Source organism: Pseudomonas ulcerans (assembly GCF_036324125.1).
Lineage (GTDB): Bacteria > Pseudomonadota > Gammaproteobacteria > Pseudomonadales > Pseudomonadaceae > Aquipseudomonas > Aquipseudomonas ulcerans.
Map to the genome: position 1 here is coordinate 69284 of NZ_JAZDQN010000025.1, position 21767 is coordinate 91050.

Annotated in this window: 23 protein-coding genes; 15 read left to right on the plus strand and 8 right to left on the minus strand. The window is 65.3% G+C overall.

The features are described from left to right. Window positions 1–8: 8 nt before the first annotated feature. The 4 genes from V0R59_RS20700 to V0R59_RS20715 all read right to left on the minus strand — a co-directional run bounded on the left by V0R59_RS20700 (window position 9) and on the right by V0R59_RS20715 (window position 3080). Window positions 9–518 carry a flavin reductase family protein gene (locus tag V0R59_RS20700; protein ID WP_330076798.1) on the minus strand — a complete coding sequence of 170 codons (510 nt, stop codon included), beginning with the start codon at window positions 516–518 and terminating at the stop codon, window positions 9–11. A gap of 2 nt (window positions 519–520) precedes the next feature. Next, window positions 521–1549: a methionine synthase gene (locus V0R59_RS20705; protein ID WP_330076728.1), complete on the minus strand. Its 1029-nt coding sequence runs from the start codon at window positions 1547–1549 to the stop codon at window positions 521–523. 28 nt (window positions 1550–1577) lie between these two features. Continuing rightward, window positions 1578–2561, minus strand: a complete 984-nt coding sequence (locus tag V0R59_RS20710; protein WP_330076727.1) for a DUF1852 domain-containing protein — start codon at window positions 2559–2561, stop codon at window positions 1578–1580. Window positions 2562–2795: 234 nt separating this feature from the next. Continuing rightward, entirely contained in the window at window positions 2796–3080 is a 285-nt protein-coding gene (locus tag V0R59_RS20715; protein ID WP_330076726.1) for a hypothetical protein, read from the minus strand. A 208-nt stretch (window positions 3081–3288) separates the two neighbouring features. Here V0R59_RS20715 and V0R59_RS20720 point away from each other — a divergent pair, with 208 nt between their 5' ends. Together V0R59_RS20720 and V0R59_RS20725 are read left to right on the plus strand one after the other, a co-directional pair. Then, window positions 3289–3780, plus strand: coding sequence for a GNAT family N-acetyltransferase (locus V0R59_RS20720; RefSeq protein WP_330076725.1), 492 nt, complete (start codon window positions 3289–3291; stop codon window positions 3778–3780). A 55-nt stretch (window positions 3781–3835) separates the two neighbouring features. After that, window positions 3836–4009 (plus strand): hypothetical protein, encoded by a 174-nt coding sequence (locus V0R59_RS20725; RefSeq protein WP_330076724.1) that lies wholly within the window; start codon window positions 3836–3838, stop codon window positions 4007–4009. Between the two features lie 13 nt (window positions 4010–4022). Here V0R59_RS20725 and V0R59_RS20730 read toward each other — a convergent pair whose 3' ends face one another. Next, window positions 4023–4250, minus strand: coding sequence for a hypothetical protein (locus V0R59_RS20730; protein WP_330076723.1), 228 nt, complete (start codon window positions 4248–4250; stop codon window positions 4023–4025). 86 nt (window positions 4251–4336) lie between these two features. Further along, a complete protein-coding gene (locus tag V0R59_RS20735) occupies window positions 4337–4831 on the minus strand; it encodes a DUF3016 domain-containing protein (RefSeq protein ID WP_330076722.1) in 495 nt (164 codons plus the stop codon). A 78-nt stretch (window positions 4832–4909) separates the two neighbouring features. On the opposite strand from V0R59_RS20735, the gene V0R59_RS20740 reads away from it, so the two are divergent. Beyond that, entirely contained in the window at window positions 4910–5590 is a 681-nt protein-coding gene (locus tag V0R59_RS20740) for a metallophosphoesterase (protein ID WP_330076721.1), read from the plus strand. On the opposite strand, the gene V0R59_RS20745 is transcribed toward V0R59_RS20740, so the two are convergent. Continuing rightward, on the minus strand, window positions 5587–6387 hold the full coding sequence (locus V0R59_RS20745; protein ID WP_330076720.1) for an alpha/beta fold hydrolase: 801 nt from the start codon (window positions 6385–6387) through the stop codon (window positions 5587–5589). The two genes, V0R59_RS20740 and V0R59_RS20745, sit on opposite strands and share 4 nt — an antisense overlap. Window positions 6388–6576: 189 nt before the next feature. Here V0R59_RS20745 and V0R59_RS20750 point away from each other — a divergent pair, with 189 nt between their 5' ends. From V0R59_RS20750 to V0R59_RS20775, 6 genes are all read left to right on the plus strand, one after another. Next, window positions 6577–7551, plus strand: a complete 975-nt coding sequence (locus V0R59_RS20750) for a quinone oxidoreductase family protein (RefSeq protein ID WP_330076719.1) — start codon at window positions 6577–6579, stop codon at window positions 7549–7551. Beyond that, on the plus strand, window positions 7548–8483 hold the full coding sequence (locus V0R59_RS20755) for a LysR family transcriptional regulator (protein WP_330076718.1): 936 nt from the start codon (window positions 7548–7550) through the stop codon (window positions 8481–8483). Before V0R59_RS20750 ends, V0R59_RS20755 begins: the two co-directional genes overlap by 4 nt. Window positions 8484–8603: 120 nt before the next feature. Further along, the gene (locus V0R59_RS20760; protein ID WP_330076797.1) at window positions 8604–9125 is read left to right on the plus strand and encodes an RNA polymerase sigma factor; all 522 of its coding nucleotides are present in this window, start codon (window positions 8604–8606) and stop codon (window positions 9123–9125) included. Then, window positions 9122–9952, plus strand: coding sequence for a FecR family protein (locus V0R59_RS20765; protein ID WP_330076717.1), 831 nt, complete (start codon window positions 9122–9124; stop codon window positions 9950–9952). The genes V0R59_RS20760 and V0R59_RS20765 overlap by 4 nt, the downstream gene beginning before the upstream one ends. A gap of 105 nt (window positions 9953–10057) precedes the next feature. After that, window positions 10058–12466 (plus strand): TonB-dependent receptor, encoded by a 2409-nt coding sequence (locus V0R59_RS20770; RefSeq protein WP_330076796.1) that lies wholly within the window; start codon window positions 10058–10060, stop codon window positions 12464–12466. Between the two features lie 167 nt (window positions 12467–12633). Then, window positions 12634–14409 carry a glycoside hydrolase family 28 protein gene (locus tag V0R59_RS20775; RefSeq protein WP_330076316.1) on the plus strand — a complete coding sequence of 592 codons (1776 nt, stop codon included), beginning with the start codon at window positions 12634–12636 and terminating at the stop codon, window positions 14407–14409. A 6-nt stretch (window positions 14410–14415) separates the two neighbouring features. On the opposite strand, the gene V0R59_RS20780 is transcribed toward V0R59_RS20775, so the two are convergent. Beyond that, window positions 14416–15159 carry a FadR/GntR family transcriptional regulator gene (locus tag V0R59_RS20780; protein ID WP_330076317.1) on the minus strand — a complete coding sequence of 248 codons (744 nt, stop codon included), beginning with the start codon at window positions 15157–15159 and terminating at the stop codon, window positions 14416–14418. A gap of 99 nt (window positions 15160–15258) precedes the next feature. Here V0R59_RS20780 and V0R59_RS20785 point away from each other — a divergent pair, with 99 nt between their 5' ends. From V0R59_RS20785 to V0R59_RS20810, 6 genes are all read left to right on the plus strand, one after another. Next, window positions 15259–15969 carry a FadR/GntR family transcriptional regulator gene (locus V0R59_RS20785; protein ID WP_330076318.1) on the plus strand — a complete coding sequence of 237 codons (711 nt, stop codon included), beginning with the start codon at window positions 15259–15261 and terminating at the stop codon, window positions 15967–15969. Window positions 15970–16094: 125 nt separating this feature from the next. Then, window positions 16095–17330 (plus strand): cystathionine gamma-synthase family protein, encoded by a 1236-nt coding sequence (locus tag V0R59_RS20790; protein ID WP_330076319.1) that lies wholly within the window; start codon window positions 16095–16097, stop codon window positions 17328–17330. Between the two features lie 113 nt (window positions 17331–17443). Continuing rightward, a complete protein-coding gene (locus V0R59_RS20795; RefSeq protein WP_330076320.1) occupies window positions 17444–18874 on the plus strand; it encodes an amino acid permease in 1431 nt (476 codons plus the stop codon). Between the two features lie 49 nt (window positions 18875–18923). Beyond that, entirely contained in the window at window positions 18924–19814 is an 891-nt protein-coding gene (locus V0R59_RS20800; protein ID WP_330076321.1) for a LysR substrate-binding domain-containing protein, read from the plus strand. Between the two features lie 19 nt (window positions 19815–19833). After that, a complete protein-coding gene (gene thrC, locus V0R59_RS20805) occupies window positions 19834–21213 on the plus strand; it encodes a threonine synthase (protein WP_330076322.1) in 1380 nt (459 codons plus the stop codon). Further along, window positions 21210–21647 carry an Lrp/AsnC family transcriptional regulator gene (locus tag V0R59_RS20810; RefSeq protein WP_330076323.1) on the plus strand — a complete coding sequence of 146 codons (438 nt, stop codon included), beginning with the start codon at window positions 21210–21212 and terminating at the stop codon, window positions 21645–21647. Before thrC ends, V0R59_RS20810 begins: the two co-directional genes overlap by 4 nt. The last annotated feature ends 120 nt before the right edge of the window (window positions 21648–21767 follow it).

The following is a 21767-nucleotide window of genomic DNA, read 5'->3' on the forward strand; positions in this document are numbered from 1 at the left end:
CGTACCACTCACCCCACGCCGCAGGCAGCAAGGTTGCGGTACTCCCCCTTGAAATACAGCAACGGCTGCGCTGCCGTCGCTTCCTGCAATTTCAATGCCTTCACCTCGCCGATCACGATCAGATGATCGCCCGCCGCGTGTTCGGCGTGTATCTCGCAATCCAGCCAGTGCAGGCTGCCGGCGATGATCGGGTTGCCCAGCGGCGACCGCTGCCAGTCCACGCCGTGCCACTTGTCGCTGCCCCTGCGTGCGAACTGGTTGGAAATTCCTGCCTGCTCACCGGAGAGGATATTCACCAGGAACCGACCAGCCTGGCGAATCCCGGGATAGCTAGCCGAGTTGCACATCACGCTGAACGACACCAGCGGCGGACTCATCGACACGCTGTAGAACGACTGGCAGGTGAATCCGATCGGCTGGCCCTCGATCTGGGAGGTGATCACCGTGATGCCGGAGGCGTAGTGCCCGAGCGCTTCGCGAAAGCTCGAAGGCTCGATGGCAATGCTGGAAGCTGACAGCGTCAAGCCAGGAGCTCCCGGCGAACGATTTCCGCGCCGGCGCTCAGGGCATTCAGCTTGCCTCGTGCCACGTGGCGCGGCAGGGGAGCCATGCCGCAGTTGGTGCAAGGGTAGAGTTTGTCGGCATCGACGAATTGCAGTGCCTTGCGCAGGGTGTTGGCGACTTCCTCGGGCGTCTCGATGGAATGGTTGGCCACGTCGATGGCGCCGACCATGACCTTCTTGCCGCGAATGAGCTCGATCAGTTCCATCGGCACATGGGAGTTGTGGCATTCCAGCGAGATGATGTCGATGCTGGATTTCTGCAACTTGGGGAAGGCTTCTTCATATTGGCGCCATTCCGAACCCAGGGTCTTTTTCCAGTCGGTATTGGCCTTGATACCGTAGCCGTAGCAGATATGCACGGCGGTTTCGCATTTCAGGCCTTCGATGGCCCGTTCCAGGGTGGCGACACCCCAGTCATTGACCTCGTCGAAGAAGACGTTGAAGGCCGGCTCATCGAACTGGATGATGTCGACGCCTGCCGCTTCCAGCTCCAGGGCTTCCTGGTTGAGGATTTTGGCGAATTCCCAGGCCAGTTTTTCGCGACTTTTATAGTGGGCATCGTACAGCGTGTCGATCATGGTCATGGGGCCTGGCAGAGCCCATTTGATCGGTTGGCTGGTCTGCTGACGCAAGAACCTGGCATCTTCGACGAACACCGGCTTCTGGCGGCTGACCGCGCCCACTACCGTCGGCACGCTGGCGTCGTAGCGATCACGAATCCGCACGGTTTCGCGTTTCTCGAAGTCGACGCCGCTGAGGTGCTCGATAAAGGTGGTGACGAAGTGCTGCCGGGTTTGCTCGCCATCGCTGACGATATCGATGCCGGCGTGTTGTTGCTCTTGCAGGGACAGGCGCAGCGCATCCTGTTTGCCCTCGATCAACGCTTCGTCTTGCAGTTTCCACGGCGACCACAGGGTCTCGGGTTGGGCCAGCCAGGAAGGTTTCGGCAAGCTGCCAGCGGTTGAAGTGGGAAGCAGTTTTTTCATGTGAAGATGACCTTGTGTTCTTGACGCGTCAGGCGGCGTAGTGGGCGGACCACTGTTCGAGAATGGCGTGGTAGGGCTTGATGAAGTGCTCTTCGGCGAACTGTCCTTGCTCGATGGCCAGGCGACTGCGTTCCTCGCGGTCGTAGACAATGCGGGTCAGCGAGTAATCCTCGTGCTTCAGGCTCGGCTGATAGGATTTGCCGGCTGCGGAATTGGCGTTGTAGATCTCGGGGCGGTAGATCTTCTGGAAGGTGTCCATGGTGCTGATGGTGCTGATCAGTTCCAGGTTGGTGTAGTCACCCAGCAGGTCGCCGGCAAAATAGAAGGCCAGCGGCGCCGCACTGTTTGCCGGCATGAAGTAGCGCACCTTCAGGCCCATCTTGTTGAAGTATTCATCGGTCAGCGAGTACTCGTCCTGTTGGTATTCGACACCCAGCACCGGGTGGCGGTTTTCCGTGCGGTGATAGGTCTTGCTGCTGGAAACGCTCAGGCAGATGACGGGCGGCTTGTTGAAGTGTTCCTTGTAGGTGCTGGAGTTGACGAAGCTCTTGAACAGCTTGCCGTGCAGGTCACCGAAGTTGTCCGGGGTGCTGAAGCCGGCCCGGTCCTTGTTATGTCCGAGCAGCAGTACGCTGAAGTCGTAATCGCGGACATAAGAGGAGAAGTTGTTGCCGATGATGCCTTCGATACGTTCGTTGGTTTCCCGATCGACGATAGTGGTCTTGAGGATTTCGATCAGGGGCAGGGCGTGGTCGCTGCGCTCGCTGCCGATATTCATCTCGACGGAAATGATTTCAAGTTCGACGCTGTAGCGGTCGCCCTTGGGGTTGTCCCAGTGCGCCAGGGTATTGAACCGGTTGTCGATCATCCGCAACGTATTGCGCAGGTTCTCCTGACGGCTTTCGCCCCTGGCCAGGTTGGCGAAGTTGGTGGTGATGCGGGTGTTTTCCGCGGGACGATAGTTCTCGTCGAAGCTGATGCTCTTGATCGAGAAGTTAGGTTCTTTATTCATGCAAGCGGCCGTCCTGATGGTGCGAGACAAGCCCTGATGCAGTTACGCAAGTGCCCAGGGTTTGACTCGGAAGTATCGAGATGATCTGTAATTGAGGCGTAGTCTATGCCGGGCTCTGCATGAGAAAAATTGAATTGGTCTCAAAGGATCTTTAGCCAGGCTCATGATGGCCGGCTACGAGGCAGGGGGGGGCGCTGCAGATCTGAACAGCGCGGGAGATGGGAGGAGGGGGAGTCAGTCCAGTTGCTTGACCAGCAAGCGGCTCTCGTTCATCCGCGCCCGCTCGCTCCACGAGGCGATATGACTGGCCTTGTTCCAGCGCACCTTGCTGATGCCGCTGTCCGCGGCACGGGCCATTGCTTCGTCGACGCAGCGCAAGCCCACGGTGGCACCGGCGCAGGTGCCATCGATCAGCAGCGCGGCTTTCCAGGCCTCCAGCCAGTTCATGCCATTGCGGTTGGTGACCACGACCTTCTTCAGGCCGTTCTTCACATAGTGGATCTCGTACTTGTCCTGCATGGCCCGTCCCTGGGTAGCGACTGCTTCAAATGCGAAAGGTTATCATCAAGCGTTGATGATGGGTATTCGCGGAAGGTCTTACTTTAACCCTGGATACCCTGATCCAGAGCGGTTTTCATCAAGCGAGGGATTGTCGTTTACAGGTCTGGACCAGTGTAGTTAACTGGCAGGCCGTGGCCAGTGGCCATGCCTGCCGAGGTGAATGACCGTGACCCTGAGTTTCCGCCCCGTCGAGCCCCGTGATATTCCGGTGGTCTGCACCTTCGCCCAATCCGCCGACGAGGCGTTCTTCTTCTTTCCCAAGTGCACCTGGCCAGTCACGCCTGAGCAACTGGCGGCCGCCATCGCCCAGCGCAGCGATTCGTCGGTGGTAGTCGAGGGCGACGAAGTCCTGGCCTTTGCCAATTTCTACCAATGGGAGCAGGGCGGCACCTGTTCCCTGGGTAACGTGCTGGTATCGCCCGCCGCCCGAGGTCGAGGCGTAGCCCGTTACCTGGTGACGCAGATGATCGAGGTAGCGCGTGAACGCCACCACGCCCGGGAAATGAAAGTGTCCTGCTTCAACCACAACACCGCCGGCTTGCTCCTGTATCCACGGTTGGGCTTCGTCCCCTTCGGTATCGAGGAGCGCCAGGACCAGCAAGGCCGGCGTGTCGCCCTGGTACAGATGCGGCAAAGCCTGCAGCCGTTGACGGCGTAGGCGCAAGCGCCTATACAGGCGCCGTTATTTCGCATCGCCACGCAGGAAACCACTCATGACCGATGAAGACGATATCCACGAACCCGAGCACGACCACCTGCTCGACCGTGAATTCCACGATGACGAGGACGGTGAAGAGCACGCCGACCCGATGTTCGACGACGTCGAGGACGAAGAAGAGGAATACGGCCTGGATGTACTGGACGACGAGGACCACGAAGACTGGTGAGTCGTCGTCCGGCTCAGTGTCGGAAGCGCGGCAGCGGGCGGTCCAGGGTCAGGGTGGTGAGGGTCCGCTTGACCAGCACCTCCTCGGCTTCCACCGCCTTCAGGCTTTCGCGGATCCTGCCGGCAGCGGGCAGGTCGCCCTGGCTGTCGATCCAGTCGGCGATATCCTTGCAGGCACTGGCCAGGCGGTCTTGCCGATGGTTGATGAGGGTGAGCAGGGTTTGAATGTCTTTGTCGGACATGACTCGTTCCTCCTGTAAGCGATTTCAGTGTAGCAGCGCCTTGGCAAACCGGCGGCTTGCCAGCCGTCGGTCTGCCAGGGCGTCTTTCATTGCTTCACCAGATCACGGAACCAGTCGTCGAGCATGGCCTTTTCTGCATATAGCGAGTCACTGGAGCCGCGACGGCCGGGGCGTTGCAGGTAGAACTTGTCATCCACCCGGGCATCGGCCTGCTTCAGCACCTGGCCTTGTTGCTGAAGGCGGTAGTGCAGGTCGATGCTGGGCCAGGTGATATCGCGCATGAAGCGCACCGAGTACGCGTTGGTCTGCCAGGGCTCGTAGCGGCCGGCGAGGTCGATATCGCGGATATCGATGCTCAGGGTCTGGCCGTCGCGCAGGTAACGGCTGCCAAGGGTTTCGAGGTAGCTGCGCAGCTGTTTCATCACCTGCTCGTCGGCACCGCGCTGGTAACCGTCGCCGCGCAGGCTGGCGTCGCGGAATTTTTCCGGTTGGATGAAGTTGACCTCGACATGAGGGGCCGCCGCCTGTGCCATGCTGGTGCACAACAGGCAGCAGGCGACGAGCGTCAGGACCGGGCGCATGATGAACCTCCGGGAACCAGGGTGGGAGAGCTTCCAGTGTACTCCCGCCAGGCGGCGATGCAGAGCAGGAGCAAGGTCATGAGTGGTGTCATCCAGGTAGCGCGCAACAGCCGTGGGCGCGATCTCGCGGTTGGCGATGTGCACGGGCATTTTTCCCGTTTGCGCGAGGCGCTGGAGCGGGTGGATTTCGATCCCGTGCACGATCGCCTGTTCAGCGTCGGCGACCTGGTGGACCGCGGCCCTGAATGCGAGGACGTGCTCGACTGGCTGGACCAGCCCTGGTTCCACGCGGTGCAGGGCAACCACGAGGCCCTGGCGGTTTCCCATGTCCGCGGCGAATGGCTGGACTACGCCCTGTACCGCGCCGCTGGCGGCGGCTGGTTCCTCGACCTCGACGAGCCAAGCCAGGCCCGCTTCGCCGAGCGCTTCGCGCAGTTGCCGCTGGCGCTGGAGGTAGATACCGCACAGGGGCCGGTTGGCCTGCTGCATGCCGACTGCCCGCTGCTGCGCTGGCGCGACCTGCTGCCGTTGCTGCGCGAATCACCGATTCCGGAAAAGATCCGCGAGGTCTGCCAATGGTCGCGCCAGCGCCTGAAGGACGAGAACGCACGAGGCATCGACGACCTGCGCGCGCTGCTGGTGGGGCATACGCCGCTGCGCGAGGTGCGGGTGCTGGGCAATGTCTGGCATATCGACACCGGAGGCTGGTCCAACGGGCACTTTACCCTGCTGGACCTCGCCACCCTGGAAGTCGTCTAGAGCACCTCGCGCAGGAACGCCAGCACCCGGTCCAATACACGCTGCGGATCTTCACGGTGCGGCACATGATGGCAGCCGTCGAGAATCACCGTCCTGCCTTTGTCGCCGGCGAGCGCGGCGATGCGCTCGGGCTGTGCCAGCGAGCCGTACTCGTCGAGGTCGCCGTGCAGGACCAGGGTCGGGCAGCCCACGGCGCCAGCGGTGTCGGCCAGGGTCCAGTTGCTGAACGCATCTGCCAGCCAGGTTTCGGTCCAGGCCTCCAGCACCCATTGCGCCTTGTCGTCGTGATACTTCGCCAGCCGCTCCAGCTGGCCGGGCTCGCGGAACTGCGCCTTGGCCAGGCGAATGCCTTCCAGCGTGCGCGCCTCGACGAAGGCCTGGGCCGACTCGGTGACCAAGGCCACGCAGTCCTGTCCATGGCGTGCCGCGCAGACACTGGCCATGGCCCCGCCGACGCTGTGGCCGAAGGCGATGAAGCGCTCGATGCCCAGCGCCTCACGCAGCAAGGGGAACACGCTGTCCGCCTCGTCGCCGATGAAGCTCAGCGGCAACGCGCCGGGATGGCGCGCCGATTGCCCGAAGCCCAGACGATCGTAAGCCACCACCTCCAGGCCGCTGCACTGGCAGAGCAGCGCGGGAAAGTCGCGCCAGAGTTCGACGCAGCCGAGGGAATCATGCATCAGCACGATCACCGGCTGGCGCGGGTCGGGTCGTTCGGGAAACCAGCGACGGGCATGCAGCGCGCCCCAGGGTGTGGGGATCGAGGCGACTTCCATGACGATGGAGAGTGACGACATAACGGCTCCGCTTCAGGACAAGTCCCTGACAAGTAACAAAACCTTTTCGCCACTGCAATGGAAACAGGTACGACAGTGCCAGTTGCATTGATGCAAGCAGTGCAGCAATGAACTGCAGATCCGCTATCTTGTTGCCTGTTCCTGCACTTCACATACTCGCTGCCATCCATGAACGGGCAGGAGAAGGCAATGACCCACGCAATACGCTTGAATCGGGCAGGTGGCCCGGAAGTCCTGGAGCTGGAAACGGTGGAGATCATCGAGCCTGGTCCTGGCGAGGTCTGGCTGGAGCAGGACGCCATCGGCGTGAATTTCCTCGACGTCTCCCAGCGCAAGGGTGCGGTGCCGTTGCCGCTGCCGGGCGGGATCGGCCTGGAAGGCGCGGGGAGGGTGGCGCGTGTCGGAGCCGGGGTGAGCAATGTCGCGGTGGGTGACCGGGTCGCCTACGCCACCGGGCCGCTGGGCGGCTATGCCAGCGCCCGGCTGTTTCCCGCCGAGCGCCTGGTGCGGCTGCCGGACGGGGTGTCAGCGGAGGACGCGGCGACCGTCCTGTTCAAGGGCATCACCGCGCAGTACCTGCTCAAGTCCACCTACCCGGTGGGGCCGGGCACCCGGGTGCTGATGTATGGGGTCGCGGGCGGGCTGGGTTCGCTCATGGCGCCGTGGGCCAAGCACCTGGGCGCCTTCGTGATCGGCGTAGTGTCGCGCCAGGCCAGCGTGGAAAAGGCCCGGGCGCTGGGCTGCGACGAGGTGCTGGTGTTCGACCCGGCGACCCTGGCAGCGGACGTCTCGCGCATCACCGGCGGCCGCAAGGTCGACGTGGTCTACGACCCGATTGGCCGGGCGTCCTTCGAGGCCTCGCTGGACAGCTTGCGTCCCCGTGGTGTGCTGGTGTCGTTCGGCGCTTCCAGCGGTGCGCCGGCGCCGGTGGACATGGCCACGCTCAACAGCAAGGGCTCGCTGTTCGTCACCCGGCCGTCGCTGGCCGCGCATACCGCCACCACCGCCGAATACCAGGAGCGCGCCACCGATGTGCTGGCGGCGTTGCAGGCGGGTATCATCAGCGCGCAGATCTGGGGGCGCTACCCGTTGGCCGAGGCGGCCCGGGCCCATGCCGACCTGGAATCCGGACGATCCTCGGGAGCGATCATTCTCACGCCATGAACCTCGATGTACTGGACAACCCCCACAGCGATGAAATCGCCGCCTTCCTCGCCGTCGCCGCGCAGGGCTCGTTCGTGGGCGCTGGACGCTTGCTGGAGCGCCACCCCACGGTGATCTCCAAGCGTGTCGCGGCGATGGAGAAACGCCTCGGCGTGCGCCTGGTCGAGCGTTCGACCCGCCAGGTGCGCATCACGGCGGTGGGCGAGCAGTTGGAACAGCGCCTGCGCGCCGCCCTGGGCATGATCGCCGAGGCCGAGCAGCAGGCGATTTCCGGGGCGGCGCAGGTGCGTGGGGTGTTGCGCCTGGCCTTGCCGGCGGCGATGGGGCGGCTGTGCATCGGCCCCATGCTGCCGGAGTTCCTCGATGCCCATCCGCAAGTGTCCATCGTTGCCGACTACAGCGAGCGCCTGGTGGACATCATCGATGAAGGCTTCGACCTCGCCATCCGCATCGGCGAGCTGGAGGACAACCGGCTGATCGCGAAGAAACTCTGCGATCACCGACGTATTCTCTGCGCGTCGCCCGCCTATCTGGAGCGGCATGGCGTGCCCCAGGCACCCGCGCAATTGAGCGAGCACAACTGCCTGCGCTTCAGTGGACTGGCGTCGTTTCCGCAATGGCGGATGTATGCCGGCGAGCGGCAGGTCAGCGTCACGCCCAGGGGCAACCTGACGGCCAACGACAGCGAGTCCCTGCTGGCTGCGGCCCGTGCCGGTGCGGGCATCCTGGGTGCGGGGGAGTGGCTGATGAGCCGTGATCTCGCGGCCGGGACACTGGTTCGGGTCTTGCCCGAGTGGCAGCTGGACCCTACCGGTGGCGTCTATCTGGTACGGCCCTCGGCGCGTTTCCCGGCGGCGACGGTGCTGGCGTTCAAGCAATGGATCGAGGCGCGCTTCGAGCCGTTGCCGCCCTGGATGAAACCCAAGGCTTGAGTCCTGCCTTGATCGGCCAAGGGCGGAATCTGCCCCAAATTATGTTTCAAATGAAATGTATTCGCATTTATACTCCTGCACCGCCGCCCCTCCGGGCATCACTTCCCCATGCAGGTCACCGTGCAGGCCGATCCCCCGAAACCTTCGCTGCTGTCCACCCTGGTCCGTCACTACGACGAACTGGTGGAACATGTGCGCCGGCGTTTCGGCGAACGCGGTTTTGCCCGCGAGGTGGTCCACGATGTCTGCGTGCAGTTGCTGGAGAAGCACGAGAAGGAAGGGGTGCGCACGCCGCTGGCGTTGCTGCGCAAGATCACCCATGACAACGCCGTCAGCCGCTATCGCGGCGAACGCCGGCGCCAGCACTGGATCATCGGGGTCGAGGAACTGCCCGAGGTGGATGCGCAGCTCCCCAGCCAGGAGCGCCAGCTGGATGCCAGCCAGACCCTCGACCGCCTGGTCCGCGCCATCGAAGGCTTGCCGCCGCGCTGCCAGGCCGTCTTCGTCATGCACAAGATCCACGAACTGCCCCAGGCCGAGGTCGCCGAGCGCCTGGGCATTTCCCTGAAGACCGTGGAAAAGCACCTGCGCCTGGGCATGGCGGCCTGTCGCGAATACCTGGGCGATGAGGTGTCGGCATGAGCAGCAAGCCCCCGCGCCCCGGCAAGTTCGCCGAGGAAGACCAGGCCATCGCCGAGCTGCGCGATCAACTCAAGCAGCGCTTTCCGATGCCCGAGCCGGCGCCGCGCAGGAAACCCGGCCGCGCGACCCGTGCCGGCCTGCTTTCGCTGGCGCTGCTGGCCGGGCTGATCGGGCTCGACCCGGCCTACCGCAGTGAGCATTACCTGACCCAGGTCGGCCAGCGCCAGGCCGTGCAACTGGCGGACGGCAGCACGGTGCTGCTGGATGGCGCCAGCGAGCTGGAGGTCAGCTGGCACTTGCGCAGTCGCCAGACCCGGTTGGCACAGGGCCAGGCGCTGTTCGAGGTGGCGCCGATGCAGTATCGCCCCTTCCTGGTGGAGGCGGGGCCGGTGTCGGTGCGGGTGGTCGGTACACGTTTCAATGTCGATCGCCAGCAGGACGCGGTGCGGGTCAGCGTCGCCGAGGGTCGAGTCGCGGTGCGCGCGGGTGGCGCGTCCAGCCTGTTGGAACCGGGCCAGCAGGTCCGGGTGCAGGACGGTCGCCTCGGTGCGGTGGCGAAGGTCGAGGGTACCGAAGTCGGGGCCTGGAAGGATGGCCAGTTGCTCTTCGATCGCACGCCACTGCGCGAGGTGCTCGGCGTGCTTCAGCGTTATCACGCCAAGCCGTTGCGCCTGGTCGATCCGGCGCTGGGCAGCCTGCCGGTGTCCGGGGTGTTCGACAGCGCCCATGTCGACCGTCTGCTGAGCCTGTTGCCGGGCATCCTGCCGGTAACCGTCAGTACCGCTGCCGACGGTGCCGTGCTGGTCGCGCCTCGCGGGAAAAAATAATTTCAAGAACAGGGTAGGGTTGCGCACTGCGGGCGGCGGCTATCTCCATGACCCCCTTCATTTCCTGGAGAGCCTTACGTGAGTCAGTCCCTGTTGCGCGTGCCGATGCCCCTGTCGTTGCTGGCCGCCGGCCTGTTGTCCAGCCCGTTCGCCATGGCCCAGTCGGCGCCGGTCGAGTTCGATGTGCCGGCGGCGTCGCTGGAGAAGTCCCTGAGTGCCCTGGCGCGCCAGGCCAATGCGCAGATCCTGTTCGCCAGCGACATCACCAGCGGCAAGACGGCCCCGGCGCTCAAGGGGCGCTACACCCTGGAACAGGCCCTGCAACGCCTGCTGGGCAACAGCGGCCTGAGCGCCGAGGAGCGTGACGAGCACACCTTCGTCGTGGTGCCGGACGGAGTGCCAACGCCGAGCAGCGCTGCCGGCGCGGTGGAGTTGTCCAGCCTGGAAATCACCTCTTCGCGGACCCGCAGCGATCTGGTTCCCCAGGCGCGCCAGGTCAGCGTGATCGAGCGCGAGCAACTGGAGCAACTGCGCCAGGGCTCGGACAGCCTCGCCACCGTGCTGGCCAAGAGCGTACCGGGCATGGCCGATTCCAGCCGCACCGTGACCGACTACGGCCAGACCCTGCGCGGGCGGACCATGCTGGTGCTGGTGGATGGCGTGCCGCTGAACACCAACCGTGACTCCTCGCGCAACCTGGCCAATATCGACCCGGCGCTGATCGAGCGGGTCGAGGTGATCCGTGGCAGCAGTGCCATCTACGGTGCCGGTGCCACGGGCGGCATCATCTCCATCACCACCCGCCCGGCGGGTGGCGAAAACCGTGCACAGACCACCTTCAACGCCGTCTCGCCCTTGAGCCGACTGGGCAGCGATGGCCTCGGCGGGCAACTTCAGCAGCACTTCTCCGGCTCCCAGGGCAAGGTAGACTATGCGGTCGACTTCGGCGCCCGGCATATCGGCGCGTCCTATGATGCCAACGGCCATCGCATCGCGCCGGAGCCGAGCCAGGGCGATCTGTTCGATTCCAACACCTTCAACATCGGCGGCAAGCTCGGCCTGCGTCTCGATGAAGAGCAGCGTATCCAGCTCTCCGCCAGCCACTACAACGCCGAGCAGGACAGCGATTACACCGCCGACCCGCGGGTCGCCAGCCTGCCGCCAGGATCGGTGCCGGCGCAGCCACTGTCGGGCTTGTCCCTCGACGAACAGAACCAGATCAGGAACACCTTGCTCAACCTGGAGTACGCCCACGCCGACGTGCTCGGCGGCACCCTGAATGCCCAGGTCTACTACCGCGACTATTTCACCCGTTTCACGCCGTTCGATGCCCGTGGCGTGGCCACCCGCGGGCGCAATGTCGACCAGGTGATGCAGAACAGCGAAGTGTTCGGCAGCCGCGTGACCCTGCGCACGCCGCTGGGCGAGGCGGGGAACACCGAGTTGTTGTGGGGCGCCGACTTCAACCACGAGCGCAGCGACATGCCGATCGACATCTTCGACCCGCGCCTGTACGACGCCAGTGGCGGGCGGGTCTACGACAAGATCGGCCGGCTCACCTACATGCCTGACCTGACCACCCGCAGCCTCGGCGGCTTCGCCCAGTTGCAGCATCGTTTCAACGAGCAATGGTCGATGGAAGGCGGGGTGCGCTACGAGTACGCCACGGCGCGCTACGACGACTTCATCCCGCTGTCCGAATCCAGCGCGGCGCTGCCTGCCACCGTGGCCGGTGGCGAGGTCAATTACGATGCGCTGCTGTCGAACATCAGCCTGACCTGGTCGCCGGTGACCGGGCAGGAGATCTACGCGGCGTTCAGCCAGGGCTTCCAGTTGCCGGATATCGGCGTGCAGGTGCGCAATGCCCGGCGTGGTTTCGACATCGACTCGTCCAACCTGGAGCCGGTGAAGACCAACAACTATGAACTGGGCTGGCGCGGTGGGCTGGGCGAGCAGACCCTGGCGACCCTGGCAGTGTTCTACACCACCTCGAAGCTGGGGGATGTGCAGAGCTTCAACAACGGTCTGATTCTCACCCGCACCCAGGAGCGCATCTACGGCGTCGAAGGCAGCGCCGACTGGCTGAGCACGGATGAGCGCTGGGGCGCTGGCGGTACCTTCAGCTGGCTCAAGGGTCGGGAGAAACCGGACAACGGCGACTGGCAGGACATGACCGGCTACCGCATCCCGCCGCTGAAGGTCACGGCCTATGTCGAGTACAAGCCTGACGAAGACTGGAGCCACCGCGCCCAGCTGACCTGGTTCGACAGCGACGACTACCGGCTCGACGGCGTGGCCAGCTTCGGCCGGCGCAAGGTCGACGGTTATGCCACGGTGGATCTGGTCAGCCAGTACCGGCTGGGGGCGGATGACCGGGTCAGCATCGGTATCCAGAACCTGTTCAATCGCGACTATTACCCGTTGTACAGCCAGTTGATGCGCAACAGCACCAACACCAGCCACCTGCCGGCACCAGGGACGGTGCTGACGGTGGGGTATACGCACGACTGGTAAGTATTGCGCTGGGTATCTACACATCTTGGTCAAGTGAAGCGTGGACCCTGTGGGAGCGGGTTCACCCGCGATTGCGATAGTGAATTCACCGACGCCATCGCGGGTAAACCCGCTCCCACGGGGCCACGAACCGCCTCACGGCCTGTACAACAAGGAAGACAACAACTATGCCGTTTGCACGCCCCCTTATCGCCACCCTGGCCCTGACCTGCAGCTTGCCGCTCTGGGCCCTCGAAGCCCCGCTCGAACCCCGCATCCCGACCCTGGCCTACGACGACCGGCAGATCATCCTGGTCTGGGAAAAGCCCGCCGACCACGCGGCGATCGTCGACTACCACGTCTACGCCAACGGCAAGTTGCTCGGTGGCAGCAACGCCAACCACGACCTGGTCTCGCCGGCCAAGCCCTACATCGACCGCTTCTACCAGCAGGACACGCGCAACTTCCACCACCGCATCGCCCTGCACAGCTTCACTGCCCAGGGCCTCCAGCCGGACACCGAGTACCGCTTCACCGTGCGCTCGGTGGACCGCGACGGCAAGGAGTCGGCCGACAGCCCGGTGGTCGTGCAGCGCACCACGGCCGTTGCGCCGCTGTTCGATGTGAAACGCTACGGCGCCAAGGGCGACGGCAGCACCCTGGACACCGCCGCGATCCAGCGCGCCATCGATGCCTGCACCCCGGGCTGCAAGGTGCTGCTGCCCGCCGGCACCTACAAGAGCGGCGCGCTGTACCTGAAGAGCAACATGACCCTGGAGATCGCCAAGGGCGCGACCCTGCTCGGTTCCGAGCGCGCCGAGGACTATCCGCGCGACGGCTACATCCAGTACCCGTACTCGACCACCGTGCGCCCGGCCTCGCTGATCAACGCCTTGCCCCGTGACCCGCGCGCGCACCAGTCCTTCGAGAACATCCGCATCGTCGGCCAGGGCACCATCGACGGCAACGGCTGGAAACGCAACGCCGACGTGCTCGACGAGCGCGGCCAGCCGCTGCCGTTCTACCTGCCCAGCGACAACACTCGCTACATGCACGACGGCGTGCTGGCCAAGGCCCAGGTCGAGCGTGCGGTGGCCGAGGGCATGAATGTCAAGGACGCCTACGGGCAGATGCGCTCGTCGCTGATCACCCTGCGTGACGTGAAGAATGTCTTCTACGGCGGTTTCACCGTGCTCAACCCGGCCTACCACGGGATCATGAACCTGGAGACGGAGAACGTGGTGCTGGCCAACACCACCCACAAGACCTACGACGCCAACAACGGCGATGGCATCGAGTTCGCCAACAGCCGCAACGCCATGGTCTTCAACAACTTCTTCGACACCGGTGACGACTGCGTCAACTTCGCCGCCGGCACCGGTGCCGGGGCGGTGAAGCAGAAGCCCCAGGACGGCGCGTGGATCTTCAACAATTACTTCCGCAAGGGCCATGGCATGGTCGTCGCCGGCAGCCACACCGGCGCCTGGATCGAGAACATCCTCGCCGAGGACAACGTCTCGGACGGCACCGACGCCGGCCTGCGCATGAAGAGCACCAACTTCATGGGCGGCGGCGCGCGCAACGTGGTGTTCCGCGACTCGGCGATCCGCAGCACGGTCAAGCAGGCGTTCATCTTCACCCTTGACTACAACGACCCGAACGCCAAGCTCGACTACGAGCGCTCGACCATCGCCGGGCAGTTCCGCGATATCCGGGTCAGCGACGTGAGCGTGGAAAACGCCGGGATGGCGGCGATCGAGGTCAAGGGCGACAGCCAGCACGACGCCTGGCACCAGGGCCTGGTGTTCGAGCGCGTGCGTTTCAGTGGCGAGGCCAAGGCCAAGGTCGATGGCCTGCGCGACTCGCGTTTCGACGCGGTGCGCTTCAGTGGGACGACTGCCAATCCCTGGCAGGTGAGCAACAGCCAGGGCCTGGCCTTCAGCGAGGTGGACCCGGCGCCCTGAGTCGTCTCACTCGCCGTAGAACGCCTGGACCTTCTGCGCCTCGCGCAGGCGCATGCGGCTGTTGTTCAGGTGCAGGAACATCGCCGCCCGCGCAGCGTCCACCTGGCGGCTGGCGATGGCATCGAAGATCTGCTGGTGCTCGACGTTGATCCCCGCCAGGTAGGTGCTGCGGTTGCTTTGCCCGGTATAGGCGGAGTTCATCCGGGTGCGGGGAATCATCTTGGTGCCGAGGTTCTTCATGATGTCGATCAGGTAGCCGTTGCCGGACGCCTTGGCGATCTTCAGGTGGAACTGGAAGTCGGCATTGGTGGTGCTGCCGGACTTTTCCGGGCCCTGCATCAAGGCGTTCAAGGCCTGCTCCAGTTCCTCGAGGGCCTGCGGGGTCGCGCGTTCGGCGGCCATGCCGGCGGCCTGGACTTCCAGGCTCAGGCGAAACTCCAGCAGGTCGAGGACATCGCTGAGCAGGCCGATGGTCGGCGGACCGACGTTGAACCCTTCCGGGGCCGGCATGTCGAGTACGAAGGTGCCGACGCCGTGGCGGGTCTCCACCAGCCCGGCGGCCTGCATCCGCGACAGCGCCTCGCGCACCACTGCGCGACTGACCCCTTCGGCGGCCATGATGCTGGCTTCGGTGGGCAGCTTCTCGCCGCGTTGCAGTTCACCCGCGCGCATGCGCTGGGCGAAGCGTTCGACCAGGGCTTCGGCGAGGCGGCGGGGCTTGTTTGAGGCGAGGGCGATGAGGTCCGGCATGGGCACGCTCTTGTTCGATTTGGCCGGCATTATAGTGCGTTTTGCCTTGAGGCTGCCGGTATACTGCCATCATCTTTTGCGTTCCAAAGGTCATCCTGCATGCAGCGTGCTTCCCCCGACCGACGCCCGAGCCTGGCCCAGCGACTGGTGCTTGAGCTGTCGCAGAAAATCGTCTCCGGCGAATGGCCGGCGGGCAGCAAGCTGCCCACCGAGCAGGTGCTGACCGAGGCCCATGGCGTCAGTCGCACCACGGTCCGCGAGGCGTTGTCGCGCTTGCAGGCGGAAGGCCTGGTGGAAACCCGGCGTGGCATCGGCACCTTCGTGGTCGATACGGTGCGTGCGGGTGATGACCAGGACAGCGCGCCGGAAAAAGGCACGGCCTGCGATGCCGTGGCGCTGATCGAATTGCGCCTGAGCCTGGAGGTCGAGGCCGCAGCGATTGCAGCGCAGCGCGCCACCCCGGCGCAACTGGCGGCCATGGGCGCCGCGCTGGCGGACGCCGCGACCCCTGGTCCGCTCGAAACCGCGGCCGGCCGGGATTTCGCCTTCAACCTGTTGATCGCCCAGTGCACCGGCAACAGCTTTTTCATCGATGCCATGAGCCACCTCGGCAGCACCTTGATGGGCGATGCCCAGCGCGCGTTGCCGCAGCTCGGCGCGGCGCAGCGGGCACGCTGGCAGCATGAGCGGGAGCAGGTCCTCGTCTCGATCACCCGCAAGGACGCCGATGGCGCCCGGGCCGCGATGCGCCTGCACCTGGTCAATCTGCTGCAGCACGCGCGCAGCGCGGTCGACGCACAAGGCGACTGAAGGGGCCTGGCGTCCCAAGCCATTAAAAAAGCCGGCCCTCAGGCCCGGATTCCATCGTTTTTCAAGGTTTCCCGCCCTCCCTATAGTCCTCGCAGACCCGTCGAAACACGATGCGAGAGACAACGATGAACAACGACAAGAACGCCGGGATCGGCACCCGCGTGGTATGGGGCGGCGAACAGGTGGAGCACCCCTACAACGCTACCCAGATGCCCATCGTCGCCAGCGCCGCCTACGGCTACCGCGATATCGACGGCTGGTACGACGTGGCCCTGGGCAATCAGCCGGGCTTCATCTACAGCCGCATGAGCAACCCCACCGTCGCGGTACTGGAAGACAAGCTGCGGGAACTGGAGCAGGCCGAGTCGGCAGTGGCCTTCAGCACCGGCATGGCGGCGATCAGCGGTGTCCTGCACACCTTCCTCTGCCAGGGCAAGCGCGTGGTCTCGACCCGCGACAGCTACGGCGGCACCAACAAGATCTTCGAGGAATTCCTGCCGCGCCAGGGCGTGGACGTGACCCTGTGCGACACCCTCGACTGCGCAGCCATCGAGCGGGAAATCGCCCGTGGCTGCGATCTGGTCTATCTGGAAACACCGAGCAACCCGACCCTGAAGATCCTCGATATCCGCCGCCTGCTGGCTGCGGCAAAGCGGGTTGGTGCGCTGGTGGTGGCAGACAACACCTTCGCCACGCCGCTCAACCAGAACCCGCTGGCCCTGGGCGTCGACGTGGTGGTGCACAGCGCCACCAAGTTCCTTTCCGGCCACGGCGACGTCCTCGGCGGCGTGGTCTGCGGCGCGGAAGCGCTGATGGCCCAGGTGCGTCATTACCGGGAGATCAACGGCGCCTCCCTCGACCCGTTTTCCGCCTACCTGATCATCCGCGGGATCAAGACCCTGGCCCTGCGCTTGCGCCAGCAGCAGGCCAGCGCCCAGGCCATCGCCGAGTACCTGCGCGACGAGCCGCTGGTGGAGTCGGTCAACTACCCCGGACTGCCGGAGCATCCCGGGCACAGCATCGCTCGTTCGCAGATGCGCGGCTTCGGCGCCATCGTCAGCTTCGTCCTGCGCGGCGGCATGGACACGGTGGTCAAGCTGCTGCCGCTGCTGCGCTACGCCCACCGCGCCGGCAACCTCGGCGCGGTGGAAACCATCTACGGGCCGGCACGGACCACCAGCCACGTGGAAAACACCCTGGAAGAACGCCAGGCCCTGGGGATTTCCGAAGGCCTGGTGCGGATCTCGGTGGGTATCGAAGACACCGCCGACCTGCTGGCCGACCTGCGCCAGGCGTTCGCCACGGTGAGTCATCAAGGGACTGATGCAAGCAGCGCACGGCACCGGGAAGTGCCGGCCTGAGGGTGGCCGCGCCCGGCTGCCGGGCGGCCCCGTCATGAAAACCACAACAAGAACAATCCTTGGCACACCGCTTTTCCACTGCCCGTTGCCAATCCCTTCATGAGAACCCAGACATGTCCAGCCAACCTTCCCCGCAAACGCCGGATACCCCGGCGGGCTACAAGAAAGAAATGCACACCCGGCACATCGTCATGCTCGCCCTTGGCGGCGTGATCGGCACCGGCCTGTTCCTCACCTCGGGCTACACGGTCAACCAGGCCGGGCCGCTGGGGGCGGTGATCGCCTACATGGTCGGCGCGGTGATGGTCTACCTGGTGATGGTCTGCCTCGGCGAACTGGCGGTGCAGATGCCGGAAACCGGCTCCTTCAGCAGCTACGCCACCCGTTACCTCGGCCCCGGCACCGGCTACACCGTGGCCTGGCTGTACTGGCTGACCTGGGCGGTGGCCATCGGCTCGGAATTCACAGCGGCGGGCATCCTCATGGTGCGCTGGTTCCCCGACACGCCGGTGTGGATCTGGAGCGCGCTGTTCGCCATCACCGTGTTCACCAGCAACGTGGTCTCGGTACGGCTGTTCGCCGAGACCGAGTTCTGGCTGTCGCTGATCAAGGTGCTGACCGTGATCGCCTTCATCGTCATCGGCGGCGGGGCCATCTGCGGGCTGTTCGACGTCCGGCACGTGCAGGGCATCGGCCTGTCCAACTTCACCCGCGAAGGCCTGTTCCCCACCGGCCTGCTGCCGATCGCCATGACCTTGCTGGCGGTGTCCTTCGCCTTCTCCGGCACCGAACTGATCGGTATCGCCGCGGGCGAGGCGAAAGACCCGCAGGACAGCGTGCCCAAGGCCATCCGTACCACGGTGATACGCCTGGCGCTGTTCTTCGTCGGCACCATCTTCGTCCTCGCCACCCTGTTGCCGCGGGAGCAGGCCGGCCTGGTGGAAAGCCCGTTCGTCATGGCCTTCGACCTGATCGGCATCCCGTACTCGGCGGACATCATGAACTTCGTGATCCTCACCGCGCTGCTCTCGGCGGCCAACTCGGGGTTGTACGCGGCGTCGCGGATGCTCTGGACCCTCAGCGACCAAGGCCATATGCCGCGCTGCTTCGCCCGCCTGTCCCGGCGCGGCACGCCGGTCAACGCGATCATCCTGAGCATGGCCGGCGCCGTCGCCTCCCTGTTCAGCAGCGTGGTGGCGCCGGACACGGTGTACCTGGCCCTGGTGTCGATCTCCGGGCTGGCCGTGGTGGTGGTGTGGATGAGCATCGCCGCCAGCCAGATCGCCTTCCGCCGGCACTACGTGGCCAATGGCGGACGGGTCGAGGACCTGCACTTCCGCGTGCGTGGCTACCCTTGGGTGCCACTGGGTGCGATCGCCTGCTGCGTGCTGGCCTGCGTCGGCATCGCCTTCGATCCCGAGCAGCGCGTGGCCCTGTACTTCGGCCTGCCGTTCATTGCCTGGTGCTACTTCGTCTACTGGGTCACCCGCAAGCAGCGCGCCCAGCGCCTGGCGGCCATGGCACCCGGGATTGGCGCGGCCTGAGGGTTCCGGTCCATGATGGGCGGATCCCCCTGTACCCGAGGTCGTGCCGATGAAACAGAAGTCCCTGCCGCCGCTGAACTGGCTGCGCTCGTTCGAGGTGTCGGCACGCGCCTTGAACTTCACCCATGCGGCGGACGAACTGCACCTGACCCAGGGCGCCGTCAGCCAGCAGATCCGCCAGCTGGAAAGCCACCTCGGCGTGGCGCTGTTCAAGCGCCTGCCCCGGGGGCTGGCGCTGACCGAGGAAGGCCAGTCGTACCTGCCGGTGGTGCAGGACGCCATCAGCCGCCTGGCGGTGGGCACCAACGAGATCTTCGGCCAGCACAAGCGCCGGCCGGTGAAGGTGCGCGGCAGCCTGTCGTTCCTGCAGTACTGGCTGGCACCGCGCCTGGCGGACTTCTGCCGCGAGCACCCGCACATCGACATCCGCTACATCAGCAACCTGTGGGTCAAGGAGCCGGACGGCGAGGACGACCTGGAAGTGCGCTGGGGCAATGGCCAATGGAGTGGCCTGTATGCCTGGCGCCTGACCTGGGACGTGCTGCTGCCGGTGTGCGCGCCGGCGCTGCTGGCCCGCTCGCCGCTGCGCGAGCCCCGCGACCTGCGCCATCACCCGCTGCTGCACGTGCTCGGCTACGAGGAAGGCTGGGGCTACTGGCTGGAGCGGGTCGGCGCGGACAATGTCGACTACTCCCGCGGCCTGCAGTTCGACACCCTGATCTCGACCCTGCGCATGGCCGAGCTGGGGCAGGGCGTGGCCCTGGCGCGTTCCTCGGTGGTCGAGGACCTGCTGGCCAGCGGGCAACTGGTGGCACCGTTCAGCCAGCGTATCGAGGCCAGCGAATCGTTCTACCTGGTGCGCGAGCAGGGGCGGCCCTTGTCGCCGGATGCCGCGCTGTTTTCCGACTGGCTGGTGGCCCAGGCGCGCCGGCCGGTGTAATCCGTTCTGGAGTTTCCCCATGCAATACCTGAGCACCCGCAACGGCGCGGGCCCCGTGGATTTCCGCGATGTCGTGCTGTCTGGCCCGGCCAGCGACGGCGGACTATATGTCCCGGCCCACTTGCCGTCGATCAGTCCGGAAGCCATCGCCAGCTGGTCGTGGCTGCCGTTCGACGAACTGGTGTGGCGGGTCGTCTCGCCCTTCGTCGGCGGCGCCCTGGACGAACAGACCCTGCGCCGACTGCTCAGCGACAGCTACAAGGACTTCACACATCGGGCCATCACGCCGTTGCAGCAGATCGGCCACAACGAGTGGATCCTGCAGCTGTTCCACGGTCCGACCCGCACCTCGAAGGACTTCGCCGCGCAGTTGCAGGCGCGGCTGGTGCGGCATTTCCTGGACGAATCGGGCGGCGAGGCACTGGTGGTCGGCGCTACCAACGGCGATACCGGCGTGGCGGCGATCGAGGCCTTTGCCGGTTGCCCGAACGTGCGCCTGGCGGTGCTCTATCCCCGCGACGGCGTGCCGGCGGATCGCCTGGCTGTGCTGCGGGCGGCAGACCCGCGAAGGGTGCAACTGTTTCCCCTGGAGGGCAGCTTCGATGACTGCCAGACGCTAGTCGCCCGGCTGTTCCGCGCCTGGCCCCTGGAAGGGGTGATCCCGGTGTGCTTCAACTCCAGCAACTGGGTTGGGGTACTCGCGCAGATCGTCTTCTACTTCCACGCCGCCCTGCAGCTGGGCGGTGGTACGCGCCCGGTGGGCTTCAGCGTGCCGGCGGCGAGCTTCGCCGAGATCTACGCCGGCTTCGTCGCGCAGAAGATGGGCCTGCCGATCAACCAGGTGATCGTTTCCACCAACAGCAACGATGCCTTGCACCGCTTCCTGCATCGCAACCGTTATGCGCCTCATGCCAGCCAGCGCACCCTGGCGCCGGCCATGGATTTCTCGCTCTATTCCAACCTGGAGCGCTTTATCTGGGAGCTGTACGGCCGCGACGGCGAGTGCGTGAAGGCGCTGATGGCGCAGTTCGAGGCCAGCGGCGAGCTGAGCATCGGCAACCCGCAGTGGCTGCAGGCACGAGTGCTGTTCGACTCCTATGCGGTGGACGAGGCCGAGGTGCGCCGCGAGGTGCTGCGGCTGAAGGCGGAGACCGGCGCGGTGGTCGACCCGCACACGGCGGTCGGCGCCCTTGCCGGGCGTCTGCACCGGCGCAGCCTGGGGGCGCCGATGGTCACCCTGGGGCAGATCGCGCCGGAGAAGTCCGCGCTGTTGCTGCGTGAACTGGGCGTCTGGGACGACGAGCTGGCGGTGGCGCCTGCCGTGGATGACGACTTGCCCGCACTGGCCCGGGATGATCTCGACGGCTTGTGCCGGGCGTTGCGTGCGGTGTCGCCATGAAGCGCATTCTCGATCCGCTGGACGAACGCATCCTCGCCGAGCTGACGGCCAATGCACGGATCGCCCACGCCGAGCTGGGGGCCAAGGTCAATCTGTCGCGCAATGCGGTGCGCCAGCGCATCGAGCGTCTGGAGCGCGATGGCGCGATACAGGGCTATACAGTGCGGCTGGGTGACTCGCGGCGGCCGTCGTCGCTGATCAGCGCGGTGATCTTCGTCTACCGGCATGACCGCATGCGCGGGGACGATGTGCTGGCGACGCTGCGGGGGATTCCCGAAGTGGTGCAGTGCGAGGTGCTCAGTGGCGAGTTCGACCTGATGCTGCGGGTCAATGCAGCGACCCCGGAGCGGGTGCACGGGGTGTGGAAGGAGATCGCGGGGATGCCGGGGGTGGAGAACACCTTGACGTCGTTTGTGTTGTCGGCGGTGTTCTGAGGCATCCCTAAGTGCGCGGACCCTGTGGGAGCGGGTTTACCCGCGATTGCTATGGTGAATTCACGACAGTAATCGCGGGTAAACCCGCTCCCACAGGTTACGCGCCGCTCTCTCAATCTC

What these genes read in the sequence shown, in the direction of transcription:
- V0R59_RS20780 (WP_330076317.1), bottom strand. Translation starts at nt 15,159, where the DNA reads ATGCCGGACCTCATCGCCCTCGCCTCAAACAAGCCCCGCCGCCTCGCC.
- V0R59_RS20750 (WP_330076719.1), top strand. Translation starts at nt 6,577, where the DNA reads ATGACCCACGCAATACGCTTGAATCGGGCAGGTGGCCCGGAAGTCCTG.
- V0R59_RS20800 (WP_330076321.1), top strand. Translation starts at nt 18,924, where the DNA reads ATGAAACAGAAGTCCCTGCCGCCGCTGAACTGGCTGCGCTCGTTCGAG.
- V0R59_RS20735 (WP_330076722.1), bottom strand. Translation starts at nt 4,831, where the DNA reads ATGCGCCCGGTCCTGACGCTCGTCGCCTGCTGCCTGTTGTGCACCAGC.
- V0R59_RS20785 (WP_330076318.1), top strand. Translation starts at nt 15,259, where the DNA reads ATGCAGCGTGCTTCCCCCGACCGACGCCCGAGCCTGGCCCAGCGACTG.
- V0R59_RS20725 (WP_330076724.1), top strand. Translation starts at nt 3,836, where the DNA reads ATGACCGATGAAGACGATATCCACGAACCCGAGCACGACCACCTGCTC.
- V0R59_RS20765 (WP_330076717.1), top strand. Translation starts at nt 9,122, where the DNA reads ATGAGCAGCAAGCCCCCGCGCCCCGGCAAGTTCGCCGAGGAAGACCAG.
- V0R59_RS20745 (WP_330076720.1), bottom strand. Translation starts at nt 6,387, where the DNA reads ATGTCGTCACTCTCCATCGTCATGGAAGTCGCCTCGATCCCCACACCC.
- V0R59_RS20740 (WP_330076721.1), top strand. Translation starts at nt 4,910, where the DNA reads ATGAGTGGTGTCATCCAGGTAGCGCGCAACAGCCGTGGGCGCGATCTC.
- V0R59_RS20715 (WP_330076726.1), bottom strand. Translation starts at nt 3,080, where the DNA reads ATGCAGGACAAGTACGAGATCCACTATGTGAAGAACGGCCTGAAGAAG.
- V0R59_RS20755 (WP_330076718.1), top strand. Translation starts at nt 7,548, where the DNA reads ATGAACCTCGATGTACTGGACAACCCCCACAGCGATGAAATCGCCGCC.
- V0R59_RS20770 (WP_330076796.1), top strand. Translation starts at nt 10,058, where the DNA reads ATGCCCCTGTCGTTGCTGGCCGCCGGCCTGTTGTCCAGCCCGTTCGCC.
- V0R59_RS20710 (WP_330076727.1), bottom strand. Translation starts at nt 2,561, where the DNA reads ATGAATAAAGAACCTAACTTCTCGATCAAGAGCATCAGCTTCGACGAG.
- thrC (WP_330076322.1), top strand. Translation starts at nt 19,834, where the DNA reads ATGCAATACCTGAGCACCCGCAACGGCGCGGGCCCCGTGGATTTCCGC.
- V0R59_RS20705 (WP_330076728.1), bottom strand. Translation starts at nt 1,549, where the DNA reads ATGAAAAAACTGCTTCCCACTTCAACCGCTGGCAGCTTGCCGAAACCT.
- V0R59_RS20775 (WP_330076316.1), top strand. Translation starts at nt 12,634, where the DNA reads ATGCCGTTTGCACGCCCCCTTATCGCCACCCTGGCCCTGACCTGCAGC.
- V0R59_RS20730 (WP_330076723.1), bottom strand. Translation starts at nt 4,250, where the DNA reads ATGTCCGACAAAGACATTCAAACCCTGCTCACCCTCATCAACCATCGG.
- V0R59_RS20795 (WP_330076320.1), top strand. Translation starts at nt 17,444, where the DNA reads ATGTCCAGCCAACCTTCCCCGCAAACGCCGGATACCCCGGCGGGCTAC.
- V0R59_RS20790 (WP_330076319.1), top strand. Translation starts at nt 16,095, where the DNA reads ATGAACAACGACAAGAACGCCGGGATCGGCACCCGCGTGGTATGGGGC.
- V0R59_RS20810 (WP_330076323.1), top strand. Translation starts at nt 21,210, where the DNA reads ATGAAGCGCATTCTCGATCCGCTGGACGAACGCATCCTCGCCGAGCTG.